This is a genomic window from Klebsiella sp. PCX (assembly GCF_021869705.1).
In the GTDB taxonomy this organism is placed as follows: Bacteria; Pseudomonadota; Gammaproteobacteria; order Enterobacterales; family Enterobacteriaceae; genus Klebsiella; species Klebsiella quasipneumoniae.
This window is the reverse complement of sequence record NZ_CP091527.1, coordinates 2,529,196-2,545,827: the sequence shown is the minus strand read 5'-3', so window position 1 is coordinate 2,545,827 and position 16,632 is coordinate 2,529,196. Positions and strand designations below refer to the sequence as shown.

The 16,632-nt window shown below is 56.6% G+C and carries 12 protein-coding genes; 9 read left to right on the top strand and 3 right to left on the bottom strand.

Going from position 1 to position 16,632, the window contains the following annotated elements:
* Nucleotides 1-230: 230 nt before the first annotated feature.
* The 4 genes from GQR96_RS12025 to GQR96_RS12010 are packed head-to-tail and all read left to right on the top strand — an operon-like array spanning nt 231 to nt 5,307.
* Nucleotides 231-1,841 (top strand): ABC transporter substrate-binding protein, encoded by a 1,611-nt coding sequence (locus tag GQR96_RS12025; RefSeq protein WP_008804870.1) that lies wholly within the window; start codon nt 231-233, stop codon nt 1,839-1,841.
* Nucleotides 1,819-2,781 (top strand): ABC transporter permease, encoded by a 963-nt coding sequence (locus tag GQR96_RS12020; RefSeq protein WP_008804871.1) that lies wholly within the window; start codon nt 1,819-1,821, stop codon nt 2,779-2,781. The genes GQR96_RS12025 and GQR96_RS12020 overlap by 23 nt, the downstream gene beginning before the upstream one ends.
* On the top strand, nt 2,774-3,637 hold the full coding sequence (locus tag GQR96_RS12015) for an ABC transporter permease (protein ID WP_012968221.1): 864 nt from the start codon (nt 2,774-2,776) through the stop codon (nt 3,635-3,637). The genes GQR96_RS12020 and GQR96_RS12015 overlap by 8 nt, the downstream gene beginning before the upstream one ends.
* Entirely contained in the window at nt 3,634-5,307 is a 1,674-nt protein-coding gene (locus GQR96_RS12010) for a dipeptide ABC transporter ATP-binding protein (RefSeq protein WP_012968222.1), read from the top strand. The genes GQR96_RS12015 and GQR96_RS12010 overlap by 4 nt, the downstream gene beginning before the upstream one ends.
* Nucleotides 5,308-5,841: 534 nt before the next feature.
* Here the strand turns inward: GQR96_RS12010 and GQR96_RS12005 are convergent.
* On the bottom strand, nt 5,842-6,627 hold the full coding sequence (locus GQR96_RS12005; protein ID WP_032456049.1) for a MipA/OmpV family protein: 786 nt from the start codon (nt 6,625-6,627) through the stop codon (nt 5,842-5,844).
* Nucleotides 6,628-6,751: 124 nt separating this feature from the next.
* On the opposite strand from GQR96_RS12005, the gene GQR96_RS12000 reads away from it, so the two are divergent.
* The 5 genes from GQR96_RS12000 (at nt 6,752) to GQR96_RS11980 (ending at nt 14,585) form a co-directional block, all read left to right on the top strand.
* A complete protein-coding gene (locus GQR96_RS12000) occupies nt 6,752-7,447 on the top strand; it encodes a response regulator (RefSeq protein ID WP_004205879.1) in 696 nt (231 codons plus the stop codon).
* Complete coding sequence (locus GQR96_RS11995) at nt 7,444-8,640, top strand: sensor histidine kinase (protein ID WP_065904733.1); 1,197 nt, start codon at nt 7,444-7,446, stop codon at nt 8,638-8,640. Before GQR96_RS12000 ends, GQR96_RS11995 begins: the two co-directional genes overlap by 4 nt.
* Nucleotides 8,641-8,718: 78 nt before the next feature.
* Nucleotides 8,719-9,867, top strand: a complete 1,149-nt coding sequence (locus GQR96_RS11990; protein WP_065904734.1) for an efflux RND transporter periplasmic adaptor subunit — start codon at nt 8,719-8,721, stop codon at nt 9,865-9,867.
* On the top strand, nt 9,864-12,938 hold the full coding sequence (locus tag GQR96_RS11985; protein WP_065904735.1) for an efflux RND transporter permease subunit: 3,075 nt from the start codon (nt 9,864-9,866) through the stop codon (nt 12,936-12,938). The genes GQR96_RS11990 and GQR96_RS11985 overlap by 4 nt, the downstream gene beginning before the upstream one ends.
* 177 nt (nt 12,939-13,115) lie before the next feature.
* Entirely contained in the window at nt 13,116-14,585 is a 1,470-nt protein-coding gene (locus GQR96_RS11980; RefSeq protein WP_065904736.1) for an alpha/beta hydrolase, read from the top strand.
* A 52-nt stretch (nt 14,586-14,637) separates the two neighbouring features.
* On the opposite strand, the gene GQR96_RS11975 is transcribed toward GQR96_RS11980, so the two are convergent.
* Nucleotides 14,638-15,513 carry an NAD(P)-dependent oxidoreductase gene (locus GQR96_RS11975; protein WP_017900395.1) on the bottom strand — a complete coding sequence of 292 codons (876 nt, stop codon included), beginning with the start codon at nt 15,511-15,513 and terminating at the stop codon, nt 14,638-14,640.
* Nucleotides 15,514-15,643: 130 nt separating this feature from the next.
* A complete protein-coding gene (locus tag GQR96_RS11970; RefSeq protein WP_065904737.1) occupies nt 15,644-16,528 on the bottom strand; it encodes a LysR family transcriptional regulator in 885 nt (294 codons plus the stop codon).
* Between the last annotated feature and the right edge of the window lie 104 nt (nt 16,529-16,632).

Below are 16,632 nucleotides of genomic sequence, written 5' to 3'. Positions count from 1 at the left end.
TAATTTAGCTGCCTTCTGACTCTTTTGAGAGAAATTATAGAGGGCGAGCATTTATGTTATTTTATTCGGGCCTGTAGCTCGGGGCTCTCTTTTTTCTTTTCTTCCCACCTGAAGAAAAAGCTATTTTCAGAAATAGATATAAATTATCCATCGTTACTCGACGGCGGCTCTCCCCCTACAATGGACTTTAATTGCCAGATATTTAACAAAAACCAGGCCAAGGAAAAGGGATGAAACGAAGCATTTATTCACAGAACAGTTTATTGCGCATCAGTCTGCTTTCCGCGCTAACGCTTACTGCCAGCTTCACCACTCACGCACAGGATAAACCTGTCGCGGGGGGTGTGCTGACGGTCGCTCTGGGCAGCGATACCCCGATTATTGACCCCTCTATTACCGCTTATTCCGTCACCGCTCTGGTTACGCGTAACGTGGTGGATTCTTTGGTCGGCCAGGCGGAAGATAACAGCTTTACACCATGGCTGGCGGAACGCTGGGAAATTAAAAACAATAACCGCGAATACACCTTCCATCTTCGCAAGGATGTGACTTTTAGTGATGGCACGAAACTGGATGCTGCGGCGGTAAAATATAACTTTGAACGCATACTCGATCCGAAAACCACCTCCAGTTACTCCAAATCGTTGTTGGGGCCGATTGACGCGATCACTACGCCAGATGAGTACACCGTGGTGATCCGCTATAAAACGCCTTTCGCACCGCTGCTGCAGGGGCTGAGCTTGCCGTATCTCGGTATTCAGTCACCGGCTTATCTGCAGAAAACGGCGAATACCAGCAATACCGTGGTCGGTTCCGGTCCCTTTATCCTCGAATCGTTTGTCAAAGGCAGCGGGAGTAAACTCAGCAAGCGCGCCGATTACAACTGGGGTCCGGGCTATGCCACCCATAAAGGCCCGGCATGGCTGGATAAGATCGAATTTAAGTACCTGCCGGAGTCAGCGGTACGTCTTGGCGCGCTGAATAGCGGGCAGGTACAGGTGATCGATGCCATTCCGCCGGTGAATTATGCGCAGGTAAAAAATAACCCGAAGCTGGATGTGATCACCAGGGAAAACCCCGGCGTTCCGCGCGTCCTTTATTTGAATAGCGACACAGGGATCTTCAGCGACCTGAAAGTGCGGCAGGCCTTCCAGAGCGCCATCGATCGCACTACTGCCGTTAAAGCCGCGTTCTTTGGCATCCTGAAACCTGCCGACAATATTCTTGGACCCGCTACGCTGGATTACGATCCGGCCATTGCCAGCCAGTGGGGGTTTGATCTGCAAAAAGCCCGCCGTCTTCTGGATGAAGCCGGCTGGCAGCAAACCGATAGCGAAGGCTACCGGGTCAAGGAGGGTAAACGCCTTACTGTGCAATTTACCTATTCTTCAAACGATGTCGAAGCCGCTGACGTGACGCTGTTCCAGGCAATTCAATACCAGGTAAAACAAGCCGGTTTTGAACTGAAACTCGATCCGGTGGATTCAGGCATTCTCAGCAGCCGCACGGCGGCTAACCAGTACGACATTATCTCGAACTATTTTGTTCGCCCGGAGCCGGACATCCTGCGTACCGTTTTCCATTCCAATTATATTCCGCCGAAGGGGAACAACTTCAGCCGCGTTAAAGCGCTGGATAGCCAACTGGAAACCGCTGTCGGTGCCAGCGAAGCCGAGCGTAAACGCATCTACTATGCCATCCAGCACCAGATTATCGATCAGGCCTGGGCGGTGCCAATTTACATCCCGGCATATCAGTTAGGGAAAGCCAAACAGGTGCAGGGCATTAGCTGGGCCACGAACGCGAAGCCGAATTTCTATGATGTCTGGATCCAACGCTAAGCTGCTGGCAGCAGGCAAGCGCCTGCTGACCATTTTCGCCGTGCTGTGGGGTGCGGCAACGCTGACCTTTGTTGCGGTAAAACTGATCCCCGGCGATCCTGTGGCAATTCTGATAGGCAGCGCCAACAGCGTTGTGGATGATAGTTTTCGCGAGACACTGACCCGCCAGTTCGGCCTGGATAAGCCACTGTGGTGGCAATATTTGCGCTACTGTGGCGAGGCGCTGACGGGCAACCTTGGCGTGAGTTATCAGTATCGCCAGCCTGTTGTGCAGGTGATTAGCGCAGCGTTGAAAGAGACGGTGCCGCTGGCCGTCAGCGCCCTGGCGCTGGCACTGGTACTGGCGGTATTTAACGCATTACTGACAGCCGGACGTCATCCGCGTCTGCGGTCTCTGCTTGCCGGGTTGGAGCTGATGCTGCTTAGCACACCGGTGTACTGGATCGGCATCGTGTTGTTGAGCATTTTCAGTTTCAAACTGCAATGGTTTCCGGTGACCGGTAACGATGGCTGGATCGCCCTTGTGCTGCCGGTGGTGACGCTCAGCCTGCCGCTGGCTGCGACACTCAGCCAGGTGCTGCGTGATGGGCTGGAGGAGGCGCTTTCGCAGCCGTTCGCCATGACCGTGCGTACGCGAGGGGTGAGTGAAACTGCGCTGCGCTTACGGCATGCGTTGCGCCATGCCTCGCTGGCGGTGTCGACGCTGACGGGGACGCTGCTGGCCAGCGTATTAGGCGGCTCAATTCTGACCGAAACAGTATTTGGTCGGGCGGGGCTGGGGCAAATCACTCTCGGTGCGATTGAGAACCGAGACATGCCCCTGGTGCTGGGGGTGGTGATGTTCTCCGCGCTGTTGTTTGTGGTGATTAACCTGCTGATTGATACCCTTTATTTACTGATCGATCCCCGTCTACGTCTGCGAGGGCATGCTGATGAGTGATCTTTTACTGCGGGTGGCCCGCCGCGACGGGGGGCGCTATCGTAACCCGTGGCTGGCGCCGGGTACCAGCATTCCGTTGTTACTGGTGCTACTGCTCGTGGTGGCGGTGTTTTTTCCATCGCTATTCACGCCGTACACCCCCGAACAGATGGATTTCAGCGCGATTTTGCAGCCGCCGGACCTCAGACACTGGTTCGGTACTGACCAGTTGGGGCGTGATGTGTTTACCCGCGTGGTGTATGGCACCTCGCTGTCGCTGAGCATTGGGGTCGGCGCGACCCTGATTGCCAGCGCGGGCGGTATTGTGCTGGGGACACTGGCAGGTCTTGCGCCCAGGGCGGTACGGCAGTTACTCGTACGGCTACTGGACATTATGCTGGCGTTCCCCGATTTGCTGTTGGCGCTGCTGGCTATCACGGTGTTGGGGCGTGGGCCAGAGAATACCCTGCTGGCGGTCGGATTGGCCGGCATTGCTGGCTATGCCAGGCTGGTGCGCGCGCAAGTGTTGCAGGTCAGGTTATCGGGGTATGTGCAGCATGCGGTGGCGTTGGGAGAGCCGCCAATGGTGATTATTTTGCGCCATATTGTGCCCAATACGCTGCGCCCGCTGCTGGTACTGGCAACGGTGGGGATAGGGTATTCCATATTATCCGCCTCGGCCCTCAGTTTCCTTGGACTTGGGGTGACTCCGCCGACGGCGGAGTGGGGCGCATTGCTCTCTGAGGGACGTAATTTTCTCGATAGCGCCCCATGGGTCAGCCTGCTGCCCGCCAGCGTTGTCGCGCTGTCGGTGATTGCCATTACGCTGCTGGGCCGACGTGTTCAAACCCTTATTGCCAAAGGCGGGATCGCATGACTTCAGAGACCTTCCAGCAACCGCTGTTACAGGTGGCGCAACTGAGCGTCAGCTTCCCCTCGCCGCAGGGGCTGATTGAGGCGGTTAACGCCTTATCGTTTGACGTGCATGCCGGTGAAGTCCTGGCTTTGGTAGGCGAGTCCGGTTCGGGTAAATCCGTCACGGCCCGGACGCTAGTCGGGCTGGCGGGGGCAGGGGCGGCTGTTCGCGCCGAGTCCCTGATATTGCATGGGCACGATGGCCTGTCGCAGAATTTACTGGCGTGCGATGCCCGCCGTTGGCAGCAACTACGCGGGCGCGAAATTGGTTTTGTTTTGCAGGATGCACTGACCTCGCTTGACCCGCTGCGCCGGATTGGTCAGGAAGTCGCGGAGCCGTTGTTGACGCACCGCCTGGAACGGGGGGCGGCAGTTCGCGAACGCGTGGCGGAGCTGTTAACGCAAACCGGCATCCCCGATCCGCATAACCGGATGGCGCAGTACGCACATGAACTCTCCGGTGGCTTGCGCCAACGAGCGCTCATCGCGTCGGCGCTGGCGGCGGGGCCGCGATTACTCATTGCCGATGAACCTACTACCGCGCTGGACGCCACCGTACAAAAACAAGTTTTGAATGTATTCAGGGCCCTGGCGGATGCCGGGCATGGCGTGCTGCTGATCACCCATGATTTATCGGTGGTGGCGGATATTGCCGACCGTGTGGTGGTGATGCGGCAGGGCAAAGCAGTGGAGAGCGGCAAGGTGCGACAGGTGCTGCATGCGCCGCAACACCCTTATACCCGCCGTCTGCTGGCGGCCATTCCCTCTGCCGGTACGCGTGGGACGTGGTTAACAGGAAACGATCCGCTGGGTCAAACGGTAGTGCGGGAGAACATCAGTACTGACAGCACCACACCCGTGCTGGCTGCCGATAACGTATCACTGGCGTATGTTCTGCCGGATGGCCGTCGCTTGCAGGCCGTCAATCAGGTGACGTTAGAGGTCGCGCAGGGCGAAACGCTGGGCATTGTGGGCGAATCCGGTAGCGGGAAGACCACGCTAGGCAAACTGGCGCTGGCGCTGCAGGCACCGCAACAGGGCGAGATCCTTCTCGCTGGGCAACCATGGAGCAGGCTGACAGAACGTCAGCGGCAGCCGTTGCGGTCGCGTATCCAGACGATTGTGCAGGATCCGCTGGGTTCATTTAATCCGCAATATAACGTGGCGCAATTGCTGCAACAGCCTCTCCGCCTGCATACGACGCTCACAGCCGCGGACCGGTTGTCACGTGCGCAGGCGTTGCTGGCGCTGGTTGGTTTAAGTCCTGATCTGCTGACGCGACGTCCGGCCACGCTTTCCGGTGGGCAGCGGCAACGTATCGCCATCGCCCAGGCCCTGGCCTGCGAGCCGGATATTCTGATTTGCGACGAGCCGGTGTCGGCGCTGGATGTCACCACCCAGGCGCAAGTGTTGGATTTGCTGGTAGCGCTGCAACGCCGTTTGCATCTGTCAATGCTGTTTATCTCTCATGATCTGGGCGTGGTGCAGCATATGAGTCATCGTATTGCGGTGATGAAAGACGGCGAGGTAGTCGAAAGCGGCAGTGTGGATCAAATTTTTCGGGCGCCACGCCACCCGTGGACTCGACAATTGTTATCAGCTGTTGGGCAGACGCCGTTGCGATATAACTGAGCAGTAAACGTCAAACCAAAAAACTCCGCCGCATGAGCCGTCATCAGAATCTATCGATGCTGAATCTACGAGTAACTTATCCAGGAGAAAACCTAACAACTCAGCCACCACAATCCAAGTGCGCATAATGTATATTATGTTAAATAGAATATCAGGACGCGTAACCCAACCATAGTTACAACTCTACCCCATGAAATTCATAGGCTCCATCTTGTCCTCCACCGGCTGCTTACTCGTTTGTATATGACTCGCGCTGTTTTCACTCACGGTACTCTGATGCCGACCGTGCACCACGTGTCCAACAACTTCCCGCGGACCAGCGATGGCGTTTTTCATAAACTCCTCCGGCACGCATATGGCGCGCTCGATCGTCGTTGGGTTCATTAGGCGAACGCCCGACGGCGACACGCTGACCGCACCCGGCTTTCCGGCGCGGTTAACATCAGGTCTCGCTTCTGGTTGCCTATCTGCCAGACAATGCCGACTCACTCAATTTTGACCTTTCCCGGCAAAACGCACGCCATACTTTCCGACCTAAAATGTCCATGTGACAGCTGCTGTCAGTGCCGCCTCGTTACGTCGTAACACGATCGGGCTTTCATTAGCATGCTCCCCAAGCCAGGTATAGTCAGCACTCAAAACCGTGCCCCAGTGGGCATCAAACTGGTGGCTCCAGACCAGACTGTTGTCTATGCCATAAAATCCCCCCGGTGCTGAATAGCGGCTATAAGCTGAGCGCTGGCTCTGCTGCAAATTCACGCCATACCAGGTATTCAGGTAACGCTTGTCGCCAAACAGGGCCGCCGTTTGAAAGGCGAACGTGTCCTGGCCAGTTTGTACGGGAATCAACGTGAAGGATGCCTGGTAGCTTACCCCCTGGCTGTCCGTTAAAGGCAGCGTCGCTTTACCTTCAACACTGAGCCAGGAAAAAGCCTGCCAGCCGACGGCAAGAGCTGTATTCAGGGAAACATCAATATCTCCCATCCCTTTCAAATTATTTGCCCCTGCCCGCCAGCTGGCGTTTTTATCCTTCCTTCCCAGATCGTACCCCAGCGTATGTTCGAAGTACCAGCCGCTGGTGTTTTGCAGGTCATACCCTACCCCTTTCTGCGAATCAATAAAGAAAGCGCCGTTACGACCCTGCAATACAGGAACCACCTGCCATACCTGCTTGTCTGAACCTGAATATCGCGGAGCGTAGCGCCCTCCCAGCCCGATAGTGAAAGAGCCGGAAGAGGCGTTATCATTTGCCTGTACGCAGGATGTGATGACCGTCAAAAGCGGTACGGTCATATACAGGGCTTTTTTTATCGCTATCATACTGTTCTCCTAACAGATGCCGGCTTCTCCTGAAGCAGGAGCTGCCACAAAATGTTGGCGCAGTATGCTTTGGCAAAATCAATGAATCGTCGGGATAGTGTTAAGAAACGGTCAAGGTGAATGGATGTTGTCCAGAAGAGTGCTGATTATTGAAGATGACGCCGATGCGGCTGGCGTGCTCGAAGCCTATTTACGCCGTGAAAATTACGATGTCGTCATTACCGGAGATGGGCTGTCCGGGCTGGATATGGCGCACCGGTGGAAACCCGATCTGATCCTGCTGGATGTGATGCTTCCGGGGCTTAACGGCACCGAAGTCCTGGCTGGCCTGCGTCGCAAAAATGATGTTCCGGTGATCATGGTCACCGCCATGGGCGATACTCCCGATCGTATTGGCGCCTTGCGCTATGGCGCCGATGATTATATTGTTAAACCTTACCATCCGGGAGAAGTTGTTGCTCGGGTACAGGCGGTACTGCGCCGTAGCAATAAAAAAGAAACAAAGGAAGAGATCCTTCGCTGGCAATCACTTGAAGTGGATGTCACGGCCATCGTGGCGAGTATTGTCGACGGGAACAACACACCGCGGACGTTAGACCTCACCCCAACCGAATTTTCGCTACTGACTACGCTTATGCGCTCTCCTTCACGACCTTTTTCCCGCCAGCATTTACTGGAGCACTGTTTGCCGGAAAGTGAAGCCCTGGAGCGCGTGGTGGATACCCATATTTATAACCTGCGTAAAAAACTCGAGGCGGCGGGTATTTCCGGCGTGCTGGTTAACGTTCGCGGCGTAGGCTACCGGTTCAGACAACCATGACAAAAAATCGCTACTCCTCCCTGTGGCGCTGGATTTGCGCACGTATATTAGCGCTGGCCATCGGAAGCGTAATTGTCATTGCGACCTGTATGTGGCTACGTTATGCGGTGCAGAATTACTGGAACCTGGGCAGAATGCCGGTATCGGTCCGGCAAGAGTTTCTTGCGCTCAGCCAGAACCCGCAGGCCAACCCGGCGCGCTTCCATCAAATCGTCGATACCTGGTGGGGGTTGAGTTATTCAACCCCATCCATCGCCTCGGCGGACTGGGTCACCGTGGCGTTACTGGTCCTGGTCATGATCCCTTTTATTGTGGTGATGGGGTTGAGATATGCCAGGCCACTGGCGCTGCAGTTCAGCCGGTTGCGTGATGCGGCAAAGGACGTCGCCGAAGGGCAATTTGGCCGTCAGGCAGAGCTCATCAGGAATGCGCCGGCTGAAATGGTCAGCTTTGCCAGTGACTTTAATACCATGACGGGGAAACTGGCCCGCTATGAAAAAGAGTTACGTACCTCTCATGTGGCCATGGCGCATGAGCTTCGCTCCCCACTGACTGCCGCTATCGGACGTTTGCAGGGCATGCTGGATGGCGTGTTTGATGCCAGCCCGGAGCAACTGGCCATGGTAATGAAACAGCTTCAGCACCTGAATCGCCTGACCGATGAACTTCATCTGCTCTCACTGTCTGATGCCGGGAATCTGGTTCTGGAAAACGAACCCTTTCGTCTGGATGAGCTGCTTAAGGAACGGGTGACATGGATCATGCCCCAGGCTGATGCACATCGTTTTACCATCAGGCTTCATCATTCTCAGGCGTGTCCTTTCAAAGGCGATACGTTCCGTATGGGCCAGGTGTTTACTATCCTTATGGAAAATGTCCTCCGTTACGGGCGTGATGGCGGCTTTCTTGATGTCACGCTGCACTACGCCAGCGGGCAATATTGCCTCGAATTTCGCGATGACGGCCCGGGGGTATCCTCCCGGTTCCTGCCGGAAATGTTCAACCGTTTTAGCCGGGAGGAGCAGTCGCGTGCCCGCCACTCCGGCGGCAGCGGTCTCGGTTTGTCGATTGCTCGCGCGATTTGTCAGGCCCATGGTGGCAGTATCAGCGCGTCGTTACCTGAAACCGGCGGACTCGCAGTCAGCATTTTGTTACCCTGGACGTCGTCTGAGATGGAAAATAGCCGCTCTTGATAATACCTTGACGAAACGTCGAATCTTTCTCGACTAAGCGCGCATTTAATAACGCCGTAACCTATATGGAGCGGCGTTATGTCAGATGAATTTTTACTCTCCCTCCGCCACAGTCTGCACCATTTGTACGACGTGGCGCGCACCCTTTCCTGGCTGCACTTTCTCCCTCTGACCCTTCTTTCGGTAGTGATTTTTCTGCTGCCCGGATGCGGGGACAACCATGGTAATACGACTGATCCTGTGCGAACGGTGCGCTACGTTGTCGTTGGCTCAGCGCAAACCCTTCCCGCGCTGGAAAGAACCGGAGAGATCCATGCGCACGATGAAACGATTCTCAGCTTTCGTACCGGCGGCCGGATAGTGACGCGTAGCGTCGATATTGGCGATCGGGTCAATGCAGGGCAACTGCTGGCCACGCTTGAAAATACAACCAGTCAGAATCAGCTCGATGGCGCACAGGCTGATTATGAAGGAGCCAAAGCCGCTGCTCAGGTTGCTGCACTTAACCTCAACCGAATGCAAAAGCTCATGCCAACAGGCGCGATTGCCCGCACGCAGCTCGATACCGCCCGCGCAGACTGGCTTGTCGCCCGCGCGCGTTTAAAAAACAGCGAGTCCGCATTGCGTAATGCCCGGGAAAGCCTTGGCTGGACGCGTTTGATGGCGCCGCAAAGCGGCGTGATCACCGAAGTAAGCGCCTCTGCAGGTCAGGTGGTCAGTGGTGGTCAGTCGGTGTTGACGCTGGCGACCGGTGAAGCCCGCGATGTGGTGTTTGATATCGCTAAACCCGATGCGATCCCGCCACAGGAACAGGCTGGCTTGCGAGTGTCCCTCCTCAGCGACCCGTCGGTGCAAGCGTCCGCCGCGCTAAGAGATATCAGCCCGCAGGCCGATCCTCAGACCCGCACATGGCGCGTCAGGGCTACTCTGCAAAACCCGCCGCTGGCAATGGCGTTGGGCGCCAGCGTCACCGTCACGTTACCCGCAACCGGCCCGCATGGATACGCCCTTCCCGCTTCAGCGCTGAGTCGCGTCGGCGACAAACCGGCAGTTTATGTAATTAATCCGCAGTCGCAGGCACAGCTTCGCGTGGTGGTGCCAGCATACTATACCGCCACCTCGGTCATTATCTCCGGCGGCCTTGAACCAGGCGACCGGGTAATTACCGCCGGCGTGAGTAAATTACGCTCCGGCGAGCCGGTGATTGCCGGGGAGTGCGAATCATGAAACCAGTATTGAATGAGAAAGTTAACCTCTCCGCCTGGGCGCTAAATAATCAACAGATGGTCAGTTTTTTCATGCTACTGATCATTGCTATGGGCGCGTTCTGTTATGAGAAGCTGCCACGTAATGAAGATCCGGCGTTTACGATTAAAACGGCTGTCGTTTCCGCGCAATGGCCCGGGGCATCCGTAACGGATACCACCCGACTGCTGACCGATACGCTGGAAAAAAAGCTGCAGGAAACCCCCTGGCTTGATTATCTCGAAAGTGAATCCCGTGCCGGGAGAACCGTTATTTATGTCAATCTTCGTGACGATACCCCGCCGGAAAAGGTGCCGGATATCTGGTATCAGGTACGCAAGAAAATGCAGGACATTGCCCCGTCGTTGCCAGAAGGCGTTCAGGGCCCCGCCGTCGACGACGAGTTTGATGACACGTTCGGTACGATTTATGGCTTTATACCTGAGGGCTATACCCTACGGGAGGTCCGGGACCAAGTTGAGACCATTCGCCGGGAACTCATGTCGTTACCGGATATCGGAAAAACCACTCTGCTGGGTGAGCAGCAGGAACAGATAGTCCTCTCTTTTTCTCCAGCGCGTCTGGCAGGTATGGGGCTGAACATCCAGCAGATAGCGGATGCCCTCAGAGCACAAAATGCGGTTGTCCCGGCAGGTATAATCCGCACCGGACAGGAAAATATGGCGATAAAGGTCAGCGGGGAGCTGACATCTGAAGCGAGCTTACGTGCCGTCACGCTGCATATTAACAATCGTTACCTTCCTCTGACGGATATTGCCACCGTTAGCCGGGAAAACGGCGAGCCTCCCCAACCGGTTTATCGGGTCAACGGCAAACCCGCCATCGGGCTGGCTATCTCGATGGCGCCGACGGGTAATATGCTGCGTTTCGGCGCCGCACTGAATGCAAAAATGCATGCCATCAGCGTCACGCTGCCGCGCGGTATTGAGATGGTCAAGGTTGCCGATCAATCAGCGGTGGTCAGCGACGCCGTAAGCGGGTTTATCCGGGTGCTTATCGAAGCCGTGGCGATCGTCCTGGCCGTTTCGTTTGTCTCACTGGGTTTACGAGCTGGACTGGTCGTGGCTGCGGCCATCCCCCTGGTTCTGGCCATGACCTTTACGGGAATGATGCTGGCAGGAATAGGTCTGCAGCGTATTTCTCTCGGCGCATTGATTATCGCGCTGGGCCTGCTGGTCGATGACGCCATGATCACCGTGGAAACCATGGTCTCTGGTCTGGAAGCCGGGGATTCCCGCCGGCAGGCGGCTACCCGGGCTTTTAAAACGACCGCATTTCCGATGCTGACGGGCACCCTTGTGATGATTGCCGGGTTTATTCCCGTGGGATTTGCTGCGTCCAGCGCCGGTGAATATTGCTTTTCCCTGTTTGCCGTGGTGCTCATCGCCCTGCTGTGCTCATGGGTTGTCGCGATCCTGTTTTCACCGTTAACCGGCACGTGGCTGTTATCTGACAACATCAGACAGAAGGCGAAAGGTCCTGGATGGATGGCCCGCGGATACCAGTGGCTACTGCGCAAGGCGTTGCGTCACCGCTTCGCCACCGTGTGTATTGCCCTCATTGTGCTTGGTCTGTCCGTATACGGAACAACCTTTATGCAGGGGGAGTTTTTCCCCGCCTCCGACAGGCCAGAATTGCTGGTAAGCCTGACGCTACCGGCAAATGCCTCGCAGTCGGAAGCGCAAAATAGGGTTGAAAAGCTGGAGAAGGCCCTGGCAGGCAACCGCAACGTTGAGCGCTTTTCGACATACGTTGGGTCGGGAGCGATCCGTTTTTACCTGCCTATGGATGTGCTTCTGGCAAATGAAAATATCGCCCAGATGGTGGTGGTGGCTAAAGATCTTAAAGCGCGGGATCGTCTTCATCGACAGTTAAACAGGATACTGGCTACGCGCTTTAGCGACATCATCACGCGCGTATCGCCCCTGGAACTTGGGCCCCCGGTCGGGTGGCCAGTCAAATACCGGGTGAGTGGGCCTGACTATCTGAAGGTCAGGTCGATCGCGAATCGCCTGAGTGATGTCATTGGTCGGTCTCCCTCTTCCCGCGAGGTTAATCAGACGGCAGGCGAGCCGGAGAGAGTCATGACCCTCAAGGTCAATCAGACCGCCGCCCGGGCTGCGGGTGTGTCGTCAGAAAGTCTGGCCCGGATGCTCAATACCGTCTGGTCCGGCAGTATAGTCACGTCGGTTCGCGAAAATGACCGCCTTGTTGATGTAGTGCTCCGGGCCAGGGACAATGAGCGTCTTAACCTCGCCACCTTCTCTTCGCTGACTATTCAGGGGAATGACGGTAAACAAATCCCCCTCAGCGCCTTTGCCACACCAGTCTGGGGCGTGGATGATCCGGTGATCTGGCGTCGACAGCGTTTGCCTTTCATCACCGTGCAAACTGACCTCGCACCGGGACTTCGCGCCGAAGCAGTATCCGCAGCGTTGCGACCAGCGGTAGACAGGTTGCGCGCGGAACTGCCTGAAGGCTACAGCATTGAAGAAGGAGGCGCGGTTGCTGAATCGGAAAAAGGTAATAGTTCGGTCTATGCGGTTCTGCCGGTGACAATGGTCATCATGCTCTTGCTGTTGATGCTCCAGTTGCGCAACTATTCCCGTATGGCGTTGGCTATACTGATGGCCCCGTTTGGTTTACCGGGTATCGTACTGGCTATGTTACCTGGCGGAACACCGATGGGATTTGTCGCTCTGCTTGGCGTGATTGCGCTCGCTGGCATGATCATTCGTAACGCCGTCATACTAATTAGCGAGGTTGACAGCAATCTTGCTCAGGGGATGGCAAGCGATGCCGCCATTATTGCGGCCGCAGAGCATCGTGCGCGCCCCATCTGCCTGACTGCGTGTGCCGCCATTCTGGGGATGATCCCCATCTCCCATCAGGTATTCTGGGGACCGATGGCCTATGCGATTATTGGGGGGCTACTGATTGCCACGCTGGTTACACTGACCGTTTTACCTGCATCGTTAAGCCTGTTGTTACACCTGAGAATGACGTCCTCAGGCGAGACTTGTGAAAAATGAGTGGCGTGCCGTCGTATCCTCGTCTCAGGGGGTTGCCAGGTTATTCGCTACAAGTCAAAGAACTTGCTCACCTGCTGCTGCAACGCCTGGGTAACAGGAAACCTAATAAAAAGTAAATCTCCCTGACCATGTTTATTTATACTCAGAAAACATGTCATTAAGAAAGGAAGCTACGCATTGAAATGGCTAACCTGGTTAAAACGTATCGTGTTGTCCCTGCTGCTGTTGATCGTTGGCGCTCTGGGACTACGCCTTTATGACATTCAGCGCGGGCCCGATCTGCAGCTCTGGCATACCTGGGTTCCGCATGAGATGGACGCGGATGAAATCGACAATGCTGACTGGAACGATTACATCAAAAAAGAGAATGCGCTCTTCAGTGAGGTAAAACGCCAGGTTACCGATAAGCTGGACGCTTCGCAGCAAACCGAACTGAATCGTTACTACAGTCACAGCCCTATCTATCCGGACTCGTTTCCCACCAACTGGAATCGGTCATACATCATGATGCCGGATGGTAAACCGCAAGGTGCCGTGGTGTTGCTGCATGGTCTGACGGATACGCCCTACAGCCTGCGGCATATCGCCGAAAATTACCGCCAACAGGGTTATGTCGCCATCGGTATCAGATTACCGGGCCATGGGACGGTTCCCGCCGGGCTGACCGACGTGGACTGGCAGGACTGGCTGGCCGCCACGCGCCTGGCGGTGAGAGAAGCGAAACGACTGACGGGTAAAGATGCGCCCCTGCATATCGTCGGATTTTCCAACGGCGGCGCGCTGGCAATGAAGTATTCGCTGGACGCGCTGGATAATGCCGAACTGGCAAAACCCCAGCGGGTGATCCTGATTTCTCCGATGATCGGTATTACTAGCTTCGCGCGTTTTTCCGGCCTCGCGGGCTGGCCCGCGTTTCTTCCCGCCTTCTCGAAAGCCGCATGGTTAAACATCATGCCCGAATTTAATCCGTTTAAATATAACTCCTTCCCGACGAACGCCGCCCGGCAGTCCTTCCTGCTGACCAAAGCGCTGCAAAAGCAGATAGTGGCTGACGCGAGGAATCAGAAACTTAACAGCTTACCGCCGGTATTGACCTTTCAGTCCGTCATGGATTCAACGGTCAGTACGCGGGCGATCGTGACGGCGCTGTATAACCGCTTGCCGGATAATGGCAGTGAAATTGTCCTGTTCGATTTAAATCATGCGGTCAGGTTTAATTCATTATTACGCCGGACGTCTTACACCGCGCTGGCGCGGTTGCTGCCCGCAGCGCCGCGAGCTTATCAAACCACGATCATCACTAACGCCAATTCCGCCAGTACAGAGATGGAGATCCGAACAACACCTGCCGGGAAAACAGACACTACGGTGGAGAAGCTACAGGGACTGCATTATTTACCGGACGTGTATTCGCTTTCTCATGTCGCGCTTCCCTTCCCCTTGAGCGATTCGCTGTACGGACGCTATCCCCATCCGCTGAATCAATACGGGATCAGCCTCGGCACGTTTGCAGCTCGCGGCGAGCGTTCTGTGCTGGTAGTGGGCCTGGACTCGCTGATGCGCCAGTCTTCCAATCCGTTTTTTCCCTATATGATCAAGCGCATTGACGAAGGGATCGACACTCGCCCGGCTCTCTCCGGGAAATAACTCTTCTCTGGATAAGTGGCCACCACGGCCACTTTTTCCTGAGGATGCGGTACTACGCTTTCGCCGACGTCGACAGCCACTGATATATCGAGGACAAATCCTGCCCGGCATATCCTGCGTCCGCCGCCTGCTGCCACAGTTCGGCGATGTTATCCAGCCCCGGCATGGTGTGCGGCTCGGCCAGGGAAAGCGCCAGCCGGGCATCTTTCAGCGCATGTGCCAGCTGCATCTGCGGCACGAATTGCTCATTGGCGATGGCGTCCAGTTTGACTTTGACATACGGTGCGGCCAGCGGGCCGCCTTCCAGGGCGCTCCACAGCTGGTCGGGAGTAAAGCCCAGCGTCTTCGCCAGCTGAGCGCTTTCCGCGATGCCCTGCATCATCGAAATCAGCCAGGCATTGAGGACCAGCTTCATTTTCTGGCTGTTGCCCGCCTCACCAAACCACTGCGTCCCACGTGAGATAGCGGCAAATATCTGCTCCGCCGCGCCACATTTTTCACGCTCCCCGCTGGCGAGCACCAGGATCTGCGCCTTCTCCGCCGGGGCTTTGGTCCCTGAAACCGGAGCATCGACGAAGGTCATCGCCGGCTGAAGCTCCCGCAGCAAGGCGATAGCCTGCTGCGTCTCCGGCAGGCCAATGGTGCCCATCTGGCAATAGATCGCCTGCGGCTGACAGGCAGGCGCAATTTGCGCCAGTACCTCCAGGGTAGCCTGACCGTCGGCGAGCATACTGATGATCACCTCAGCATCGGCCACCGCCTGCTGCGGCGTGGCGTGCAGAGATAATCCCTGCGCCTGTAAATCCTCGCCGCGCGCTGGCGAACGGTTCCAGCCCGCGACGGTAAAGCCCTTCTTCAGTAGATTGCTGGCAAAAGCGTGTCCCATGGCGCCGAGTCCCAGCACCGCGACCTTTGGTAATGTACTCATCTTGTCTGTCCTGATTCGCGTATTAATAAATGGCGGACGTCTACTATCGCATCTCTGGCACGGAAGTCAGTAGCAATAACCGCCATAAAAAGTGACACTGTCACTACGTGATAGCCATGTTTATAGCGGCTCAGGGCTGGCGGAGCCACTCCAGCAAGCGGCGCATTGCTGGCGACAGGCGGTCGTCATCCTGATAGCACAGGCACAGCCGACGCAGCGCCCAGCGATCCTGTAATGTGATAACGGTGAACCGGTAGCGCGGCTGATAGCGTTCGGCAATAACCCGCGGCAGGATCGCCCCGCCGGCACCGTGAGCCACCATCTCGCAAAGCCCTTCAAAATGGCTCATCCTGATGCGGACGTTCAGCGCCTGGCCGAGCCCGGCGGCCTGCTCTTCGATATGCTGCTGCAGTGCGCTGGTCTGATAGAGCGCGACCAGCGGCTCATGGATAATCGTCGCGAAAGCCACTTCGGCGGTTTCACGCAAGGCATGGGCCGGCGGCACGATCAGCACCAGGGGATCCTCCGCGACGGGCTCCAGACGCAACGGCCCGGGATCGACCGCATCGGACACCACCCCGGCCTGCGCTAAGCCCGCCAGAATGCTGCTGACAATATCCGCGCTGGTGCGCTCTTCGGTGTCGATCTGTATCCCGGGATGCGCTGCCATCCACGCGGCGAGTTTGCCCGGCAGAAAAGCCGACATCGCCGAGGTATTGGCAAACAGGCGCAGCGTTCCCTGCTGACCGCGGGCGAAGGCGTGCATCGCCCGGCGCAGACGCCGCTGCTGTTCTAACAACGGACGAGCATGGCGTGCCAGCACCTCCCCGGCCTCGGTCGTTGTCACTCCCCGGGCATGACGGTGCAGCAGCGGCACACCGACCTCCGCCTCCATTTTGCGCAGCCTTTCGCTGGCGGAGGCCAGCGCCAGATGGGCCGCCGCCGCCCCGCCGGTAATGCTGCCGGTATCCACGATGGCGATAAACAGCCGCAGATCGGCGAGATCCAGTCGCATGACGCCCTCCTTCCCTTCGGTTTTACCGTAGCCTTTGGGCAACATACCGCATTGTCCCTCCCGCGACCAGCTGTTTCAATGCCCTTCTCTGAGCCGATAGGTGA

Excerpts from the sequence above, each read along its gene's own strand:
- GQR96_RS12025 (WP_008804870.1), top strand. The coding sequence starts at position 231 with ATGAAACGAAGCATTTATTCACAGAACAGTTTATTGCGCATCAGTCTG.
- GQR96_RS12020 (WP_008804871.1), top strand. The coding sequence starts at position 1,819 with ATGATGTCTGGATCCAACGCTAAGCTGCTGGCAGCAGGCAAGCGCCTG.
- GQR96_RS12015 (WP_012968221.1), top strand. The coding sequence starts at position 2,774 with ATGAGTGATCTTTTACTGCGGGTGGCCCGCCGCGACGGGGGGCGCTAT.
- GQR96_RS12010 (WP_012968222.1), top strand. The coding sequence starts at position 3,634 with ATGACTTCAGAGACCTTCCAGCAACCGCTGTTACAGGTGGCGCAACTG.
- GQR96_RS12005 (WP_032456049.1), bottom strand. The coding sequence starts at position 6,627 with ATGATAGCGATAAAAAAAGCCCTGTATATGACCGTACCGCTTTTGACG.
- GQR96_RS12000 (WP_004205879.1), top strand. The coding sequence starts at position 6,752 with ATGTTGTCCAGAAGAGTGCTGATTATTGAAGATGACGCCGATGCGGCT.
- GQR96_RS11995 (WP_065904733.1), top strand. The coding sequence starts at position 7,444 with ATGACAAAAAATCGCTACTCCTCCCTGTGGCGCTGGATTTGCGCACGT.
- GQR96_RS11990 (WP_065904734.1), top strand. The coding sequence starts at position 8,719 with ATGTCAGATGAATTTTTACTCTCCCTCCGCCACAGTCTGCACCATTTG.
- GQR96_RS11985 (WP_065904735.1), top strand. The coding sequence starts at position 9,864 with ATGAAACCAGTATTGAATGAGAAAGTTAACCTCTCCGCCTGGGCGCTA.
- GQR96_RS11975 (WP_017900395.1), bottom strand. The coding sequence starts at position 15,513 with ATGAGTACATTACCAAAGGTCGCGGTGCTGGGACTCGGCGCCATGGGA.
- GQR96_RS11970 (WP_065904737.1), bottom strand. The coding sequence starts at position 16,528 with ATGCGACTGGATCTCGCCGATCTGCGGCTGTTTATCGCCATCGTGGAT.